Origin of the sequence: Pseudomonas sp. W15Feb9B (genome assembly GCF_000828175.1) — a bacterium.
Taxonomy (GTDB): Bacteria; Pseudomonadota; Gammaproteobacteria; order Pseudomonadales; family Pseudomonadaceae; genus Aquipseudomonas; species Aquipseudomonas parakoreensis.
The window spans coordinates 188,643-206,746 of sequence record NZ_JTKF01000023.1; the positions used below are offsets into that span (position 1 = coordinate 188,643).

Here is an 18,104-nt window from a genome sequence, read left to right on the forward strand (position 1 = left end):
CTCTTCTGCGCGAGGTCATTTATGCGGACAATCAGCGCTTTTGCCAACGGGAGTCTTGCATGTCGGTACCGAAAACCCGCTGGGATATTTTTTGCACCGTGGTCGACAACTATGGCGACATCGGCGTGACATGGCGTCTGGCCCGGCAACTGGTGGCCGAACATGGACTGGCAGTGCGCTTGTGGGTTGATGACCTGCGCGCCTTCGAACGCATCTGCCCCGAGATCGACATCCACCTTGCGCAGCAATCGCAGCAGGGCGTCGAGGTGTGGCACTGGCCGAGCGACTGGCCGCAGACGGAAGCGGCGGACGTGGTGATCGCCGCGTTTGCTTGTCAGTTGCCAGCTGCTTATATGGACGCCATGGCCGAGCGGCAACAGCCGCCGCTGTGGATGAACCTCGATTATCTCAGCGCTGAAGACTGGGTCACCGGTTGTCACGGTTTACCGTCGGTGAAGTACAAGTCGGTGCAGAAATTCTTTTTCTTTCCCGGATTTCGACCTGGGACCGGCGGCTTGCTGCGTGAAAGCGGTCTGCTTGAGCGGCGCCGGCAATTTCAGCAGGACGCGGCTGCGCAGCGACAATTCCTGCAAGGCCTGGGCGTAGATCGCGCAGCGGACGCACTGCTGATCTCGTTGTTCGCCTATGAAAATGCCGGGCTGGACAGTTGGCTGGATGCGTTGGCGGCCGACAGCACGCCGACCCATCTGCTGGTGCCGGAAGGGCGGATTCTCGGTGACGTTGCGCGCTGGCTCGGGGTCGATGCGTTGGCTGTCGGCGATCTGGACGTGCGTCAGGCACTGACGGTGCAGGTGCTGCCGTTTGTCCGTCAGGATCAATACGATCAGTTGTTGTGGTGCTGCGATTTCAACGCGGTGCGCGGGGAGGACTCGTTTGTTCGCGCACAATGGGCTGGGCGACCGATGCTCTGGCACATTTATCAGCAGGACGAAGACATCCACCTCGACAAGCTCGATGCCTTTCTCGCGCTCTACACCAAAGGGCTTTCCCCAGCCGCTGCCGAGGCTACGAGCGGTCTGTGGCGGGCCTGGAGTGCCGGGCAACCGATCGGCGAGCACTGGCTCAAGGCCCGTAAACACTGGCCAGAGCTGCAGGAAAACGCCGAGGCGTGGTGTCTGGAACAAGGCTTGCAGGCGGATCTTGCCACGGCGCTGGTACAGTTTTACCTAAATTGGATATGATACGCGGCCTAGATTTTTGTAAATCCCATCCAAATTCGGATATTCGCAATGAAAACTGGTAAAGAACTCAAACCCGGTACCGTGATCCGTATCGACAACGATCCTTGGCTGGTTCAGAAAGCTGAATTCACCAAGTCGGGCCGTAACAGCGCGATCATGAAGACCAAGCTGAAGAACCTGCTGACCGGTTACAAGACCGAAACCGTTTACGGTGCGGACGACAAGCTGGACGACGTGATCCTGGATCGTAAAGAAGCCACCCTGTCTTTCATCAGCGGTGACACCTACACGTTCATGGACACCACTGACTACACCATGTACGAGCTGAACGCCGAAGACATCGAAAGCGTTCTGCCTTTCGTTGAAGAAGGCATGACCGACGTTTGCGAAGCCGTGTTCTTCGAAGAGCGTCTGGTGTCCGTAGAACTGCCGACCACCATCGTGCGTCAGGTTGACTACACCGAAGGTTCCGCTCGCGGTGACACTTCCGGCAAGGTGATGAAGCCTGCCAAACTGAAGAACGGTACCGAGCTGTCGGTTGCTGACTTCATCGAAATCGGCGACATGATCGAGATCGATACCCGCGAAGGCGGTTCCTACAAAGGCCGTGCCAAATAAGCACTGCTTTTTACGGAAAGAAAAAGCCCGACCATTGAGTCGGGCTTTTTTGTGCCTGATGAATTACTTCTTCAGGTGCTGTTTCAGTTCTTCCGAAGCCTGCAGCATTGCCGAACGCACTGCCGGTACCTGGCTGACCACGTTGAGCAATCCGTAGTCGTGGATCATGCCGTTGTAGCGCACTGAGGTCACCGGCACGCCGGCTTCGTCGAGTTTACGGGCGTAGGCTTCGCCTTCGTCACGCAGGACGTCGGCCCCGGCGGTCTGGACCAGTGCAGGCGGCAGGCCTTTCAATTGCGCGGTTGTGGCCCGCAGCGGCGAGGCGTAGATCTCGTTGCGCTGACTGGCGTCGGTGGTGTAGTTGTCCCAGAACCACTTCATCATGTTGCGGGTGAGGAAGTGCCCCTCGGCGTACTGGTTATACGAACCGGTGTCGAAATTGGCATCGGTCACCGGCCACAGCAGCACCTGGAATTTGATCGCCGGGGTGCCTTTGTCTTTGGCCATCAAGGCGACGACTGCCGCCATGTTGCCGCCAACGCTGTTGCCCGCCACCGCCAGACGCTTGCCGTCGACGTTGATCTCTTTGCCGTGTTCGGCCACCCATTTGGTCGCGGCGTAAGCCTGGTTGATCGCTACCGGGTAATGCGCTTCCGGCGAAGGGGTGTAATTGACGAACACCGCCGCCGCCCCCGAACCGGCCACCAGATCCCGCACCAGACGTTCGTGGGTCGGGAAATCCCCCAGTACCCAGCCACCGCCATGGAAGAACATGAACACCGGCAGCTCGCCCTTGACCCCGGCCGGCCGGACGATGGTCAGGCTCAACGGTTGGCCATCGACCTGGATAGTCTTCTCGCTGACGTCCGCTTTGGGCAGCGTCAGTTTGACCCCGGACTGCGCGCCTGTCAGCACGGCGCGGGCATCCTTGGGCGTCAGCTGTTCTATCGGTTTGCCAGTGCCGGCATTCAGTGCATCGAGGAACGCCTGGGTGTTGTGTTCAACCTCCCCGGCAAATGCGCTCTGGATGGACAGGGCGAGAAGGGTACCGGTCAAGACTTTGCTGAAAGTGTTCATGTTCATTTCCTGTACGGGCCAGAGTGTCAGTGATTACACGGTGACGTGCAGACGCACATCGACGTTGCCGCGAGTGGCGTTGGAGTACGGGCAGACCTGGTGGGCAGCGTCGACCAGGCTTTGTGCGTCAGCCTGTTCCAGGCCCGGCAGATTGATGTGCAGGTCGATGTCCAGACCGAAACCGCCAGGAATCTGGCCGATACCGACGTGAGCGGTGATTGAGGCATCGTCCGGGATTTTGCGTTTGGTCTGACTGGCAACGAATTTCAGGGCGCCGATGAAGCAGGCCGAGTAGCCGGCAGCGAACAGTTGCTCAGGGTTGGTGGCCGCGCCGCCGGCACCGCCGAGTTCTTTCGGAGTAGCCAGTTTGACGTCGAGGATGTTGTCGCTGGAGATCGCACGACCATCACGGCCGCCAGTGGAGGTTGCGATTGCGGTGTAGAGCGTTTGCATGGTGTGAGCCTCATTGAGTGTGTTTATTTGCGCTAATTGTTTGCGCGCTAAGTAAGTGCGAAGTGAATGTAGCTCGCTAATGTTTAGTGCGCAAGATAATATTTTGAAGAAAGTGGGAATGGGCGCTTGGATCGGGCTGGGTCGTGATCTCAAGCTTTTGATATAGAAGGTTTTTTTGAACGTAAAACGAGAGGAAAAATTTTCGGGGGGTAAGCGGGGAATGTGCGATTCGCCTGCAGGCGCAAGGCTGCGCCCACAGGGAAGGGGAGTCTTAAGCGAGGCTGTCTTGCAAATGACCACGCAATGCCTGCAATTCAGCTTGCAGGTTTTGCAGGCGCTCCAGCGTGAAGCCACTGGCCCCCAGGATGCATTGAGGCACGGTTCGGGCCTTGTTCTTCAAGGCGCGTCCCTGGGCAGTCAGTTCAACGATCACCACGCGTTCATCCTCACGGCTGCGGGTTCGGCTGAGCAGACCTTCACCTTCTAGCCGTTTGAGCAACGGTGTCAGCGAGCCTGGATCGGTCAGCAACCGCGTGCTGATTTCGCCCACGGTCAAACCATCCTTCTCCCACAGCACCATCATCGCCAGATATTGCGGATACGTCAGGCCAAGCGCTTGCAACAGCGGCTTGTAGACCTTGGTCATCATCAGCGAAGTGGAATGCAGGGCGAAGCAGGCCTGATTGTCGAGCAGCAGGTCGTCGCAGGTGTCGCGTTCGGTGGTCATGGCAAAGCCTTGTTCGGTGATGGGCTTGAATCTAGCGCCCGAATGTTTAATGCGCCAGATAATTATCCAGAATCTAGTGCCGACCCAGTTCGCGCTGTAGCGCAATATCCCACGGCGGCACCGGGCTGAAGCGGGTCTTGAGGTATTCCAGCAGCAGGCGGCTACGCGAATGGGTCTGTTGTTCCATGCGCAGCGCATAGATGCCGGTGGTCTCTGGTGGCGGTAGGCCGTTCTCGCAGAATAGCGGCAGCAGTTCGCCGCGCAGCAGGTATTCACTGGCCAGCCAAGTGGGCAAATGCGCGATGCCCAGCCCGGCCAGTGCCCCGCACACCAGCGCTTCGGCATTGTTGGCGCTCATGCGGATGCGCGCGGGGCGATGCAGTTGCATTTGCCCGTCCAGTTCGAAGCGCCAGGCGAAGGGCGGGGCGAGACCTTCCCAATCAAGTCCGTCATGTTCACTCAACTGCGCGGGATGACGCGGTGCGCCACGGCGTTTGAGGTAATCGGGGCTGGCACAGGCAATGCGCACCATGCTCGCCAGCGGCGTGGCGACCAGCCGTGTATCGGCTATTTGCCCGGCGCGCAGCACCAGATCGACTTTGCCCAGATTCGAGCCGTGCATGTCGATAAAGCTGTCGATCAGGTGCAATTGCACGTCGAGGCCCGGGTACAGCACCAGAAAGTCAGCGATGACCGGCGCGAGATGGCGGCGACCAAAAGCGGCGGGGGCATCGACGCGGATCAAGCCTTCCGGCGCACTGCTCAACGACACCGCTTCGGCACGGGCCAGTTGCAGTTCGCTGACAATGCGCCGCGCCCGTTCGGCAAATGCCAGCCCGGCCGGCGTGGCGCGCACCGCATGAGTGCTGCGGATAAACAACTGGCTGCCGACCGCGCTTTCCAGGCTGTCGATGCGTCGGGCGACGGCGGATGGCGTCAGCGGATGTCGACGCGAAGCCGCAGAAAAGCTCCCGCTCTCCAGCACATCGAGAAACAGCCCAAGTTGTTCGGTCAATTGATTGGGATTCATCAATCAGTTCAATGCCTATGCGGTTTTGGCACAGCCATTGTGCGTTGCTGTGCGTTTCCGTGCCAGCGCTGACTGCGTAGGATGGGTCGCCTGACGTCTGAGGAATAACGCTGTGATCGAGTTTTTGCTGTACTTGTTGTTTGGCGCCGCCCTCGGCACGTTGGGCGGGATCTTCGGCATTGGTGGCGGGCTGATCGCCATTCCGCTGCTGGGCGTGTGGTTCGGCCTCGATCAACAGATCGCCCAAGGCACGGCGCTGGTGATGGTGGTGCCCAATGTGATGCTGGCGCTGTGGCGTTATCACCAGCGTAATCGCATCGAACTGCGCCACGCGCTGCCGCTGGCGATCATGGGTTTTTGCTTTGCGTGGATTGGTTCGATCTGGGCGGTGGGCATTGATGCGCAAACCATGCGGATCGGTTTTGTCGCTTTCCTCGTGGTGCTCTCGGCGTACAACCTGCTGAAGATGTTCGGCAAAAAAACGGCAGTGAGTTCAGAGATGCGTTACTCATGGCCATGGCTGGGTGTGCTTGGCGCGGCGTCCGGAACCATGGGCGGTCTGTTCGGTGTCGGCGGGGCCGTGGTGGCGACGCCGGTCCTCACCAGTCTGTTCGGTACTAGCCAGGTGGTTGCTCAAGGCCTGTCGCTGGCACTGGCGCTGCCCAGCACCGGCGTGACCCTGATGACCTATGCGGTGCATCACGAGGTCGACTGGATGATCGGCCTGCCCCTGGCCATCGGCGGTCTGGCGAGCATCAGTTGGGGCGTCAAAGTCGCCCACGCCATGCCGGAAAAACTGCTGCGCGGGCTGTTCTGCGGTTTCCTGGTGCTGTGTGCGGTGATGCTCGCGTTTAAAGTTTGAAGCCTTCGACGATGTGCTCGGCAAGGCATTCGGTGATCGGCGACGGGTTGTTCAGGTTGCGGATCAGCATGATGCTGGCCTCGGGCAGCAGCGGCAGGTCTTCGTTGGCTCCGAGAATACGCATGTCCGGGGTGATCAAACTCTCCAGTTGCGCGGTGATCGCCAGACCCGCGCTCACCACCGCCATCAGTGCCGACAGGCTGGTGCTGTTGTAGGCGATGCGGTAATCGCGGCCCATCGCGTCGAGCGCATTGCAAGCCCACAAGCGGCAGAAACAATCACTGTTGAACATCGCCAGCGGCAGCGGCGTCTGCTCGTGCGCGCTGAAATTCTGCGCCTCGGCCCAGACGAAACGCTCTTTGCGCAGCAACTGGCCGATCTCGTTGCCCGGCTCGCGGGTGACGATCGACAAGTCCAGATCGGTGCGCTGCAACAGCTGTTTGCTGGACTCGCAATGCACTTCGATCTGGATCAGCGGGTAGAACTGAGCGAATCGCGACAGGATCCCCGGCAGAAACCGCATCACGTAATCGTCCGGCGTACCGATGCGCACGGTGCCGACCATGTGCGGCTCGCGCAGGGTGTTGAACACTTCGCTGTGCAATTTCAGGATGCGCCGCGCGTAACCCAGCAGCACCTGGCCCTCGGCAGTCAGGCGCACCTGGCGGCCGTCGCGCTCGAATAGCTGGCGTTGCAGCACATCTTCTTCGAGGCGCTTCATCTGCATGCTCACCGCCGATTGCGTGCGGTTGACCATTTCGCCGGCGCGGGTAAACCCGCCTTGATCGGCAATCGCGACGAAGGTGCGCAGGACATCGGTATCGATACTGGGGTAGGCCGACAATTGATGAATCTCCGTGATGAATGCCATCAGAAACATTCGTTGGATTGATCTTAGCGCCAGCGCGAGACTTGAGCCATCCACAAGGAGGGCAACACGATGAAAGGTCAAAGAGAATATGTAGACGACGCAAAATTTTCCGGCCACGGCCATATTGTTTCCGATCTGCTGCACAGGTTCAGCCGCTGGTACGAACTGCACCGTGAGCGCGAGTTGCTCGCCAGTCTGAGCGACGAAGCGCTGAAGGACATCGGGGTCAGCCGTGCCGACGTCGAGCACGAGGCCATCCGGCCGTTCTGGGACGATCCGATGCATAAATGATCAGGGCCTTACTACACAAACCACTTTCAGGTGAGGTAGGTTGCGAGCAGACAAGGAGATGCTCATGCCCGCGACTCTGGCCTTTTCCCTCAAACAGGCGCGACGTCTGGCGCTGGTCGCCCAAGTATTCAACGGGCGCCAGCCGCCAACCGTCAAGGCGCCGCAACTCAACCGGCTGATCGAACGGCTGGGTCTGCTGCAGATCGACTCCGTCAACGCCGTGGTGCGCTCGCACTACCTGCCGCTGTTTTCCCGTTTGGGTTCCTATTCCGCTGATTTGCTCGACCAGGCCGCCTGGAGTACAGGGCGACGTCGCACGTTGTTCGAGTACTGGGGTCATGAAGCGTCGTTGCTGCCATTGACCATGTATCCGTTGATGGGGTGGCGCATGCAGCGGGCAAGGAATGGCAGGGACATTTATCAGCAACTGGCAAAGTTTGGTCTGGAGCAGCAGAGCGTTGTGCGCCGGGTCTTGAGTGCGGTCGAGGAGCGTGGTGCATTGGGTGCCGGCAGTCTGTCGACCCGCGAGGACAAGGCCGGGCAGTGGTGGGACTGGAGTGCGGAAAAGCATGCGCTGGAATGGTTGTTCGCTGCAGGTGAAGTGACCGTGGCCGGTCGCCGCGGTTTTGAGCGTTTGTATGATTTGCCGGAGCGGGTCATTCCCTCCTCGATTCTGCAACAAGCGTTACCTGACGAGGCTGAGGCGCAACGTGGCTTGTTGCTGCACGCGGCGCAGGCGCTCGGCGTCGGTACGGAAAAGGATCTGCGGGATTATTTCCGTTTGAATCCTGCGGATGCGCGCCCGCGTCTGGCGGAGCTGGTCGAGGACGGGCAGTTGCAGACCTGTGAAGTCGCCGGTTGGCGACAGATCGCCTACTGCCTGCCGGAACCGAAGGTGCCGCGCAAAGTGGTTGCCAGTGCACTGTTGTCGCCGTTCGATTCGTTGATCTGGGAACGCAGTCGCACCGAGCGGCTGTTTGATTTCCGCTATCGGTTGGAGATCTATACGCCGCAAGACAAGCGGGTCTATGGCTATTACGTGCTGCCGTTCTTGCACAACGAGCGGATTGCCGCGCGGGTCGACCTGCGGGCCGAGCGAGCGTCGGGGCGCCTGGCGGTGCACGCGGTGCACGAGGAAGTGCCGGGGCTGGATGAAGAGGGGATGCTGGCGCTGGCGTTGAATCTGCGGCAGATGGCCGATTGGCTGGGGCTTGCGCGGGTTCAGCTTAATTGTCAGCGTGAGAGTGCGGCGCGGTTGCGGGTGGCGTTGGCGCAGATCGGCTGTGACTGAGCTGGCCTCTTCGCGAGCAGGCTCGCTCCCACATGGGTTTTGTGTACGACACAGATCCAGTGTGGGAGCGAGCCTGCTCGCGAAAGCAGCGATGCGGTCTAGCGGCGAACTTGTTTCAAAGTTTCAGCTATGAGGAACGCCAGTTCCAGCGACTGATCCGCATTCATCCGCGGATCGCAGTGGGTGTGATAACGATCCGACAACCCGTCTTCCGTGATCGGCCGCGCGCCACCGATGCACTCGGTGACATTCTGCCCGGTCATCTCGATGTGAATCCCGCCGGCATAAGTGCCTTCGGCTTCATGCACCTGGAAGAACTGCTTCACCTCACCCAGGATCTGCGCGAAGTCGCGGGTCTTGTAGCCGCTGCTGGCCTTGATCGTGTTGCCATGCATCGGGTCGGAACTCCACAGCACCTGCTTGCCTTCACGCTGTACCGCGCGGATCAGCGCCGGCAGGTGATCGCCGACCTTGTTCGCGCCCATCCGCGCAATCAGGTTCAGGCGGCCGGGGTCGTTGTCCGGGTTGAGCACGTCGATCAGGCGGATCAGGTCGTCCGGGTTCATGCTCGGGCCGACTTTGACGCCAATCGGGTTGTTCACCCCGCGCAGGAATTCGACGTGAGCACCGTCGAGCTGACGGGTACGGTCACCGATCCACAGCATGTGCGCCGAGCAATCGTAGTAATCGTTGGTCAGGCTGTCGCGACGCACGAACGCTTCTTCGTAGTTCAGCAGCAGCGCCTCGTGGGCGGTGAAAAAACTGGTTTCGCGCAGTTGCGGCGAGCTGTCCATGCCGCAGGCGCGCATGAATGCGAGGGTCTCATCGATGCGGTCGGCGAGGTGGCTGTATTTCTCGGCCAGTGCCGAGTTGGCGATGAAATCCAGGTTCCACTTGTGCACCTGATGCAGGTCGGCAAAGCCGCCCTGGGCAAAGGCGCGCAACAGGTTCAGGGTGGCGGTGGACTGGTGATAGGACTGCAGCAGGCGCTCCGGATCCGGCACGCGGCTCTTTTCGTCGAAACCGATGCCGTTGACGATGTCGCCCCGGTAGGCGGGCAGGGTCACGCCGTCGAGGGTTTCGTCGTTGGCCGAGCGCGGCTTGGCGAACTGACCGGCCATGCGCCCGACCTTGACCACCGGGCAACCGGCGGCGAAGGTCATTACGATCGCCATTTGCAGCAACACTTTGAAGGTGTCGCGAATCTTCGCCGCCGAGAACTCGGCAAAACTTTCCGCGCAATCGCCGCCCTGCAACAGGAACGCCCGGCCCTGAGTCACTTCGGCAAACTGGCGGCGCAGCTCGCGTGCTTCACCGGCAAACACCAGCGGCGGATAGCTGGCCAGGGTCTGCTCGACCTGGCGCAGATGCGCGGCGTCGGGGTATTGGGGTTGTTGCTGGATCGGCAGGGCGCGCCAGCTGTCAGGACTCCAGGGTTGGCTCATCACGGTCTCTAATGGGTTCTACGCACGGGAAGGCCATGGTAGCAGCAATTAGTGCGTGACCTGCTCCCGCCCCATCACCGACAATCGCCGCTTTGCCACGGCGCCGCAGCGGTGCCATCGCGTCACCGCGCCCGGTGACCATCAGGAGACGAAATGACTGAGGAGCGCGTCGAGCTGTTGCTCGCCGAGGTACAGGATGAGTTCGGCGTGATTCGCGTGCTGGAAGTGGCCGATTACCGCTTTCTGGAGTTCGGCGATGCCATCGAACAAAGCTGCGTGTTCACCGCCGATCCGAGCTGGCTGGAGTACGACTACACCCGGGCGATGCTGATTGGCGCGTTGTGCCATGAACAACCGGAGAGCGCGCTGTTTCTTGGCCTCGGTGCCGGTACGCTGACCCAGGCCTGCCTCAAGTTCCTGCCGCTGGAAGATGTCGAAGCCATCGAACTGCGCCCGGACGTGCCGCGTTTGGCCATCGAATACCTGGGGCTGGATGACGATCCGCGTTTGTACATTCGGGTCGGCGATGCGCTGGAATTGCTGCCGACGGCCGAGCCTGCGGATCTGATCTTTGTCGACCTGTACACCGATGTCGGCCCGGGTGTCGGGCATCTGGCCTGGAGTTTTCTCGGTGACTGTCAGAAGCGTTTGAATCCGGGCGGCTGGCTGGTGATCAACCAGTGGGCCACCGATGATGGCAAACCCTTGGGCGCCGCGTTGCTGCGTGGGCTCTACCACCGGCATTACTGGGAACTGCCGGTGAAGGAGGGCAATGTGATTCTGATTGTGCCGGCGGATCTCGATCAGGAGCTCGACATGCAGGCGTTGACCGCCCGCGCTGAAGCGCTGGCGCCGCGGTTGGGGTATTCGTTGCAGTCGTTGATCAACAGTATTCGCCCAGCCACCTGAGCGGCGACTCGGTCAACTGTAGGAGCTGCCGAAGGCTGCGATCTTTTGACTTTGATTTTAGAAACAAGATCAAAAGATCGCAGCCTTCGGCAGCTCCTACAGGGAGGAGTTCATCAGATCCCTTTGAAGATGCCTGGCCGCCGCTCAACCAGCGAGCTGATGCCTTCCTTGGCATCCTCACTCCCCAGCAACTTCTTCACCATTGCCGGCAATCCTTGTGCCGCCGCCGTCTCACCTTCATACCGTGCCTGCCGCGCCGACATCAGCGTTGCCTGCACCCCCAACGGTGCCTGCCGGGCAATCCGTTCGGCCAGTTCGATCGCCCGTGGCAACAGATCCTCACTGGCCATTACTTCCTGTACCAAACCCAGGCGCAATGCATCATGCGCATCGAACTCATCGCCGGTCAGCAGCCAGCGCATCGCGTTGCCCCAGCCGGCCACCTGATGAAAACGCAAGGTCGCGCCACCAAAAGGAAAAATCCCCCGCTGCACTTCCATTTGCGCGAAGCGGGTATTGCTCGCGCACAGGTTGATGTCAGCGGCCAGCATCAACTCGATGCCGATGGTCAGGCAGTAGCCTTGTGCAGCCACAATCACCGGTTTGCTCACTCGCGGCCCGACGAAAACACCCCACGGGTCGCAACCGCCCGTCGGAACCTGCCAGCCTTCGGCGAGGGCGGCGCTGGTGTTGAGCAGATCCAGACCGGCGGTAAAGTGCTCGCCATGCCCGAACACCACGGCCACTCGCGCGTCACTGTCGGCCTCGAACTCACCATAGGCCAGGCTCAGGTCATTGAGCAGATCGAGGTCGAAGGCATTGCGTTTGGCGGCCCGGTCGAGGCCAATCAAGTGGACATGACCACGATGTTCGCGGCTGACGCGGCCGGGGCAGGGCTGATTCATGGGTAGATCCTCGGGCGGGAAGGGCGGGTGCAGCGACGGTATGCCGCACATCGATGAATCGTTTAAGCGTCATCACCCGCAAGGCCGGGCCTTTGCAAAATAGACCTTCGCACGATTATCCGCAAAACCCCGTTACACAGCGGTGACACAGCGATTCAGCTGATAAAAAAAGCTCCCTTTTTGGGCAAATTCCGGTATAGTGCGCGCCGGCCTTTAACCGGGCCGCGTTTAGGTAGCGCAATTCCCCGAAGTCAGCTTCGGCTGCACGTCCGCACTGCGGGCTCTTCCTTGACGATTCTTTTTCATTCATACGTTTTCGCAAATCCCCGCCGACAAAGCTGCCAGGGCGACTCTTGAGTCTCAACACGGCATGCGCAGCTTTGGAGCATGGGTCTTTGCGGATGCACTTAGAGGCAGACCCATGACCCAGGAAATCGGCGGCTTCGCCGCTCTTGAACTTCATCCCAATATTGTCGCTGCAGTAGTCGCTACCGGCTATGAAGAGCCTTCGGCCATTCAGCAGCAGTCGATCCCGATCATCCTCGCCGGTCACGATATGATTGGTCAGGCGCAAACCGGTACCGGTAAAACCGCTGCCTTTGCCCTGCCTATCCTGCACCGCATTGATCCGTCCAAGCGCGAGCCGCAAGCTCTGATCCTGGCCCCAACTCGTGAGTTGGCGCTACAAGTTGCAACCGCTTTCGAAACCTACGCCAAGCAAATGCCGGGCGTAACTGTTGTGGCTGTCTACGGCGGCGCGCCGATGGGCCCACAATTGAAAGCAATCCGTAATGGCGCACAGATCGTTGTCGCCACGCCGGGCCGTCTGTGCGACCACCTGCGTCGCGACGAAAAAGTCCTCGCTACCGTGAACCACCTGGTTCTGGACGAGGCGGACGAAATGCTCAAACTGGGCTTCATGGATGACCTGGAAGTGATCTTCAAGGCCATGCCGGAAACCCGTCAGACCGTATTGTTCTCGGCAACCTTGCCGCAGTCGATCCGTGCCATCGCCGAGCGCCACCTGCGCGATCCGAAGCACGTGAAGATCCAGAGCAAGACTCAGACCGTTACCGCGATCGAACAGGCTCACCTGTTGGTTCACGCTGACCAGAAGACCTCTGCCGTTCTCAGCTTGCTGGAAGTGGAAGACTTCGACGCGCTGATCATGTTCGTGCGCACCAAGCAAGCGACCCTGGATCTGGCCAGTGCCCTGGACGCCAAAGGCTACAAAGCCGCTGCGCTGAACGGTGACATCGCCCAGAACCAGCGTGAGCGCGTCATCGACTCGCTCAAGGATGGCCGTCTGGACATCGTTGTCGCGACCGACGTGGCTGCCCGTGGTCTGGACGTTCCGCGCATCACCCACGTGTTCAACGTGGACATGCCGTACGATCCGGAATCCTACGTGCACCGTATCGGCCGTACCGGCCGTGCCGGTCGCGAAGGTCGTGCGCTGCTGCTGGTGACTCCACGTGAACGCCGCATGCTGCAAGTGATCGAGCGTGTCACCGGCCAGAAAGTTGCCGAAGTGCGTCTGCCGGACGCTCAAGCTGTGCTCGATGCACGCATCAAGAAACTGACCAACAGCCTGTCGCCGCTGGTTGCCGATGCCGAATCGACTCACGGCGAGCTGCTCGATCGTCTGACCGCTGACATCGGTTGCACCCCGCGTGCACTGGCTGCAGCCCTGCTGCGCAAGGCAACCAACGGTCAAGCGCTGAACCTGGCAGCGATCGAGAAGGAACGTCCACTGGTGCCGAACAACGCACCGCGTGGCGACCGTCCTGAGCGTTCCGGTGATCGTCCTGATCGTGGTGACCGCGAGCGTCGCGCGCCAATGCCTCTGGGCGAAGGCCGTGCCCGTTGCCGTACCGCGCTGGGTGCGCGTGACGGTATCGCCGCCAAGAACCTGCTGGGCGCCATCCTCAACGAAGGTGGTCTGGCCCGCGAAGCGATCGGTCGCATTCAGGTGCGTGACAGCTTCAGCCTCGTCGAGCTGCCGGAAGATGGTCTGGACAAACTCCTGACCAAGCTGAAGGACACTCGCGTCGCTGGCAAGCAGCTGAAACTGCGTCGCTACCGCGAAGATTGATCTGCCCTCGGGCTGATTGATCAAACATGAAAAATCCCCGACTGGTTCGGGGATTTTTTATGTCTGCTTTTTGCCTCGCCCCACAACCCTGTGGGAGCTGGCTTGCCAGCGATGACGTCAGCCGAAGCGATAGATATCCATACCCAGTGCACCCATCGTGAAGCCTTTATGCGCTACGCGGAACTCACCTCCCGCGCCACGGGCGAAATACAACGGCAACAAATGCTCATCACTCGGATGGCTGCGCACCGCATTTGGTGCCTGCTGACGATAGTCGTGCAACGCCGCTTCGTCATTGGCCGCCAACTTGTCGATCATCCAGTCACGAAAATCCCGCGCCCACGGCTCGACGCTTTCCGGGCCGGCATGCCAGTCCAGCTCGCGCAGGTTGTGGGTGATGCTGCCGGAGCCGATCAGCAAAATACCCTGCTCGCGCAGACTCGCCAGTGCGTGCCCGACACGGGTTTGCAACACCGGGCCGCCGCGACTCGGCAGCGATACCTGCACCACCGGAATATCCGCCTGCGGGTACATCAGTGACAGCGGCACCCAGACGCCGTGGTCGAACGGTCGTTGCGCATCGAGGCGAGCCGGCAGATGGGCAGCGTTGAGCAGTTCGGCCACTTCGGTGGCCAGTTGCGGATTGCCCGGAGCCGGATATTGCACTTCAAACAGGGCGCGGGGAAAACCGCCGAAGTCATGCCAGGTTTCGGGCTGCGAATGGCTGCTGACCAGTAATTCCTGGCTTTCCCAGTGGGCAGAGACAATCACGATGGCTTTCGGTTTGGGCAGTTCGGCCGCCAGGCGCTGCAGAGCCGGGCCGCTGGCGCCGGGCTCCAGCGCCAGCATCGGCGAGCCGTGGGAGATAAACAGGCTGGGAAACATAGAAAGGTTCCTGAGCGGTAAGATGGTGCCATCTTCAGTCAGATCATTGATCTAAATCTAATATAAGTTTTAACGCCTTTTGATCGAATTTTTGGGGTGAAGCATGCAGCCTGAGTTTTGGCACAAGAAGTGGGAATCCAATCAGATCGGCTTTCATCTGCCTGAGGTCAACCCGTATCTACAGCGTCACTGGCCGCAGTTGGCGATCCCGATGCAGGCGCGGGTGCTGGTGCCGTTATGCGGCAAAAGCCTGGATCTGTTGTGGCTGGCCGGGCGCGGACATCAGGTGCTCGGGGTCGAGTTGTCGCAGAAGGCCATCGAGGACTTCTTCAGTGAGCATCAGGTAGCGCCGCAGGTCAGCGACGAGGGACCGTTCAAGGTCTATCGCGGCGATTCCATCGAGTTGTGGTGCGGTGATTTCTTCGCGCTGACTGCAGACGATGTAGCGGACTGCGCGGCATTGTACGACCGCGCAGCGTTGATCGCCTTGCCGCCTGCGATGCGTGAACGCTATGCGGCGCATCTGCAGCAAATCCTGCCGCCGGTTGTGCAGGGGCTGTTGATCACACTGGATTACGATCAGGCGCAGATGTCCGGGCCACCGTTTGCGGTGAGCGACGATGAGGTGCAGCGCTTGCTGGGGGGGGCCTGGCAGGTGCGAATGCTGGAAGAGCAGGATGTGCTGGGGGAGAGCTGGAAGTTTCTGCAGGCGGGGGTGACGCGGTTGGAGGAGCGGGTTTACCGGGTTTCTGGTCGATAGGTTTGTATTGGCTGTGCGGGCCCCATCGCTGGCAAGCCAGCTCCCACAGTGATCTGCTGCGTCCTCGAATCCAGAAAACACCACAAAACCCTGTGGGAGCTGGCTTGCCAGCGATGGGTCCAGATCAGCCAACACACAATCCCGAGCACAAAAAAGGCCCGCATCACTGCGGGCCTTTTTATTGTTACGCCGGTCGGATCAACCGCGACGACGCAGCGCGTCGATACGCTCTTCCAGCGGCGGGTGGCTCATGAACATGCGGGCAAAGCCCTGTTTGATGCCACCGTTGATGCCGAAGGCGTTCAGAGTGTCCGGCATGTGTACCGGCAGGCCCTGTTCGGCGCGCAGGCGTTGCAGCGCGCCGATCATCGCGTTGGTGCCCGCCAGACGTGCGCCGGCTTCGTCGGCACGGAATTCGCGCTTGCGCGAGAACCACATGACGATAGCGCTGGCGAGGATGCCTAGGACCAGTTCGGCGAAGATGGTCGCCACGTAGTAGGCAATGCCCTGGCCTTCTTCGTTCTTGAAAATCACCTTGTCGACGAAGTTGCCGATGATCCGCGCAAAAAACATCACGAAGGTGTTCACCACGCCCTGGATCAGCGCCAGGGTGACCATGTCACCGTTGGCCACGTGACCGATTTCGTGGGCCAGAACGGCTTTCACTTCATCCGGCGAAAAGCGCTCGAGCAGGCCCTGGCTGACTGCGACCAAAGCGTCGTTCTTGTTCCAACCGGTCGCAAAGGCATTGGCCTCGTAGGCCGGAAAAATACCGACTTCGGGCATCTTGATCCCGGCTTCGCGGGACAGTTGCTCGACGGTTTGCAGCAGCCATTGTTCATGCCGGGTACGTGGCTGGCTGATGATCTGGGTGCCGGTGCTCATCTTGGCCATCCACTTTGAGATGAACAGCGAGAACAGCGAACCGGCGAAACCAAAGACCGCACAGAAAACCAGCAGCTGACTGAGGTTGAGATCAACCCCGTTGGCCGCCATGAACCCGTTGAAGCCGAACAGGCTCAGGGTGATGCTGGCTATCAGCACGACCGCCAGGTTAGTGGCCAAAAACAGCAGGATGCGCATCATGGTTGTAGAAATCTCCTCAAGCTAAAGATGTAGCGTACTGCGGGGTATATAAGGTGCGGCACGGGGTGATTCAACTGAGTGACTATTTCAAACTGTGTCCTACAGCGGATTCCGGGGCTGCAGGCCATTGCCCACGACCGAAACCGAAAGGGATGACAGCCAGCCGCCACCCGCCACCACTGCGCCAGAGGCGTGTGGACTATACGAATCGCAAGTGTAGAAGGCCCTGCGAGGCGAGGAGGGCAGAAGTGTTGCTGAATCAGACAGTGCGCAACGTTCGGACCGTTGCGCACTGTCGACCGGTTACTGGCGGTAGGATTTGAGGAAGTTGCCGATACGTCCGATGGCCATCTCGAGGTCGTCGACGCGGGGCAGGGTTACCACGCGGAAGTGATCCGGCCACGGCCAGTTGAATGCCGTGCCTTGCACCACCAGCAGCTTCTCGGAGAGCAGCAGGTCGAGGACGAATTTTTCGTCGTTGTGGATCGGGCAGACCTTCGGGTCGATCCGCGGGAATGCATACAGCGCGCCCATCGGCTTGACGCAGCTGACGCCCGGAATGTCGTTGAGCAACTCCCAGGTACGGTTGCGCTGCTCCAGCAGGCGACCTTGCGGCAGCACCAGATCATTGATGCTCTGATAACCGCCGAGGGCAGTCTGGATCGCGTGCTGGCTCGGCACGTTGGCGCACAGGCGCATGTTGGCCAGCATGTCGATACCTTCGATGTAGCTCTGGGCATTGTGTTTCGGCCCGGAGATGGCGATCCAGCCGGAGCGAAAACCCGCCACGCGGTAGGATTTCGACAGACCGTTGAAGGTCAGGCACAGCAGGTCCGGCGCCAGCGAGGCGGTGCAGATGTGCACGGCATCGTCATAGAGGATCTTGTCGTAGATCTCGTCGGAGAACACCACCAGATTGTGCGCGCGGGCGATTTCCAGCATGCCCAGCAGTACTTCCTTCGAGTACACCGCACCGGTCGGGTTGTTCGGGTTGATGATCACCATGGCCTTGGTGTTCGGCGTGATCTTGGCCTTGATGTCGGCCAGATCAGGGAACCAGTCGGCACCCTCGTCGCACAGGTAGTGAACGGCGTTACCGCCGGCCAGGCTCACGGCGGCGGTCCAGAGCGGGTAGTCCGGGGCCGGTACCAGCACTTCGTCACCGTTGTTGAGCAGCGCCTGCAGCGACATCACGATCAGCTCGGACACGCCGTTGCCCAGGTAGATGTCCTCAATGCCGACACCTTCGACATTCTTTTGCTGGTAGTACTGCATCACCGCTTTACGGGCGCTGAACAGGCCTTTGGAATCGCTGTAGCCTTGGGCGGTCGGCAGATTGCGGATCACGTCCTGGAGAATTTCGTCCGGCGCTTCGAAACCAAACGGTGCCGGGTTGCCGATGTTCAGCTTGAGGATGCGCTGGCCTTCCTCCTCCAGACGTTTGGCGTGCTTGAGCACCGGTCCGCGAATGTCGTAGCAGACGTTGGCGAGCTTGTTCGATTTGCTGAACTGCATGGCGATGTGATCCCGAAAATGAACGATCCAGACGGCGGATGGCCAACCGTACTGGGATTCCTGCGTCTTCGCACAGGCGGAG

At 60.2% G+C, this 18,104-nt stretch carries 18 protein-coding genes; 8 read left to right on the plus strand and 10 right to left on the minus strand.

The features are described from left to right. Positions 1 to 59: 59 nt before the first annotated feature. The gene (gene earP / locus OC71_RS12955; RefSeq protein WP_041069542.1) at positions 60 to 1,202 is read left to right on the plus strand and encodes an elongation factor P maturation arginine rhamnosyltransferase EarP; all 1,143 of its coding nucleotides are present in this window, start codon (positions 60 to 62) and stop codon (positions 1,200 to 1,202) included. 48 nt (positions 1,203 to 1,250) lie between these two features. After that, positions 1,251 to 1,820, plus strand: a complete 570-nt coding sequence (locus OC71_RS12960; protein ID WP_003226785.1) for an elongation factor P — start codon at positions 1,251 to 1,253, stop codon at positions 1,818 to 1,820. Between the two features lie 63 nt (positions 1,821 to 1,883). On the opposite strand, the gene OC71_RS12965 is transcribed toward OC71_RS12960, so the two are convergent. The 4 genes from OC71_RS12965 to OC71_RS12980 all read right to left on the minus strand — a co-directional run bounded on the left by OC71_RS12965 (position 1,884) and on the right by OC71_RS12980 (position 5,107). Continuing rightward, positions 1,884 to 2,897, minus strand: coding sequence for an alpha/beta hydrolase (locus OC71_RS12965; protein WP_041069545.1), 1,014 nt, complete (start codon positions 2,895 to 2,897; stop codon positions 1,884 to 1,886). Positions 2,898 to 2,930: 33 nt separating this feature from the next. Continuing rightward, positions 2,931 to 3,350: an organic hydroperoxide resistance protein gene (locus tag OC71_RS12970; protein WP_041069547.1), complete on the minus strand. Its 420-nt coding sequence runs from the start codon at positions 3,348 to 3,350 to the stop codon at positions 2,931 to 2,933. Positions 3,351 to 3,621: 271 nt separating this feature from the next. Next, entirely contained in the window at positions 3,622 to 4,077 is a 456-nt protein-coding gene (locus tag OC71_RS12975; RefSeq protein ID WP_041069550.1) for a MarR family winged helix-turn-helix transcriptional regulator, read from the minus strand. A gap of 73 nt (positions 4,078 to 4,150) precedes the next feature. After that, positions 4,151 to 5,107 carry a LysR family transcriptional regulator gene (locus tag OC71_RS12980; protein WP_041069552.1) on the minus strand — a complete coding sequence of 319 codons (957 nt, stop codon included), beginning with the start codon at positions 5,105 to 5,107 and terminating at the stop codon, positions 4,151 to 4,153. 112 nt (positions 5,108 to 5,219) lie between these two features. On the opposite strand from OC71_RS12980, the gene OC71_RS12985 reads away from it, so the two are divergent. Continuing rightward, the gene (locus OC71_RS12985; RefSeq protein WP_041069555.1) at positions 5,220 to 5,969 is read left to right on the plus strand and encodes a sulfite exporter TauE/SafE family protein; all 750 of its coding nucleotides are present in this window, start codon (positions 5,220 to 5,222) and stop codon (positions 5,967 to 5,969) included. Here OC71_RS12985 and OC71_RS12990 read toward each other — a convergent pair. After that, positions 5,959 to 6,813, minus strand: coding sequence for a LysR substrate-binding domain-containing protein (locus tag OC71_RS12990; RefSeq protein WP_047295460.1), 855 nt, complete (start codon positions 6,811 to 6,813; stop codon positions 5,959 to 5,961). The genes OC71_RS12985 and OC71_RS12990 overlap by 11 nt on opposite strands. 96 nt (positions 6,814 to 6,909) lie before the next feature. Here OC71_RS12990 and OC71_RS12995 point away from each other — a divergent pair, with 96 nt between their 5' ends. Both OC71_RS12995 and OC71_RS13000 read left to right on the plus strand, forming a co-directional pair. After that, the gene (locus tag OC71_RS12995; RefSeq protein ID WP_041069561.1) at positions 6,910 to 7,131 is read left to right on the plus strand and encodes a DUF1127 domain-containing protein; all 222 of its coding nucleotides are present in this window, start codon (positions 6,910 to 6,912) and stop codon (positions 7,129 to 7,131) included. Positions 7,132 to 7,195: 64 nt separating this feature from the next. Next, positions 7,196 to 8,422, plus strand: a complete 1,227-nt coding sequence (locus tag OC71_RS13000) for a winged helix-turn-helix domain-containing protein (protein ID WP_041069564.1) — start codon at positions 7,196 to 7,198, stop codon at positions 8,420 to 8,422. A gap of 98 nt (positions 8,423 to 8,520) precedes the next feature. Here OC71_RS13000 and OC71_RS13005 read toward each other — a convergent pair whose 3' ends face one another. Continuing rightward, complete coding sequence (locus tag OC71_RS13005; RefSeq protein ID WP_041069567.1) at positions 8,521 to 9,867, minus strand: class II 3-deoxy-7-phosphoheptulonate synthase; 1,347 nt, start codon at positions 9,865 to 9,867, stop codon at positions 8,521 to 8,523. Positions 9,868 to 10,020: 153 nt separating this feature from the next. Here OC71_RS13005 and OC71_RS13010 point away from each other — a divergent pair, with 153 nt between their 5' ends. Continuing rightward, positions 10,021 to 10,776 carry a spermidine synthase gene (locus OC71_RS13010; RefSeq protein WP_041069570.1) on the plus strand — a complete coding sequence of 252 codons (756 nt, stop codon included), beginning with the start codon at positions 10,021 to 10,023 and terminating at the stop codon, positions 10,774 to 10,776. Positions 10,777 to 10,889: 113 nt separating this feature from the next. Here OC71_RS13010 and OC71_RS13015 read toward each other — a convergent pair whose 3' ends face one another. After that, positions 10,890 to 11,681 (minus strand): crotonase/enoyl-CoA hydratase family protein, encoded by a 792-nt coding sequence (locus OC71_RS13015; RefSeq protein ID WP_041069573.1) that lies wholly within the window; start codon positions 11,679 to 11,681, stop codon positions 10,890 to 10,892. A gap of 421 nt (positions 11,682 to 12,102) precedes the next feature. On the opposite strand from OC71_RS13015, the gene OC71_RS13020 reads away from it, so the two are divergent. Beyond that, complete coding sequence (locus tag OC71_RS13020; RefSeq protein ID WP_007964821.1) at positions 12,103 to 13,776, plus strand: DEAD/DEAH box helicase; 1,674 nt, start codon at positions 12,103 to 12,105, stop codon at positions 13,774 to 13,776. A gap of 117 nt (positions 13,777 to 13,893) precedes the next feature. Here OC71_RS13020 and OC71_RS13025 read toward each other — a convergent pair whose 3' ends face one another. Further along, positions 13,894 to 14,661 carry a class III extradiol ring-cleavage dioxygenase gene (locus OC71_RS13025; protein WP_041069576.1) on the minus strand — a complete coding sequence of 256 codons (768 nt, stop codon included), beginning with the start codon at positions 14,659 to 14,661 and terminating at the stop codon, positions 13,894 to 13,896. Positions 14,662 to 14,764: 103 nt separating this feature from the next. Between OC71_RS13025 and OC71_RS13030 the strand changes: the two genes are divergently transcribed. Then, complete coding sequence (locus OC71_RS13030) at positions 14,765 to 15,421, plus strand: thiopurine S-methyltransferase (RefSeq protein WP_041069579.1); 657 nt, start codon at positions 14,765 to 14,767, stop codon at positions 15,419 to 15,421. Between the two features lie 198 nt (positions 15,422 to 15,619). Here OC71_RS13030 and htpX read toward each other — a convergent pair whose 3' ends face one another. Further along, the gene (gene htpX, locus OC71_RS13035; protein WP_041069582.1) at positions 15,620 to 16,507 is read right to left on the minus strand and encodes a protease HtpX; all 888 of its coding nucleotides are present in this window, start codon (positions 16,505 to 16,507) and stop codon (positions 15,620 to 15,622) included. Between the two features lie 303 nt (positions 16,508 to 16,810). After that, positions 16,811 to 18,022, minus strand: a complete 1,212-nt coding sequence (locus OC71_RS13040; protein WP_003226761.1) for a pyridoxal phosphate-dependent aminotransferase — start codon at positions 18,020 to 18,022, stop codon at positions 16,811 to 16,813. Positions 18,023 to 18,104 lie beyond the last annotated feature (82 nt).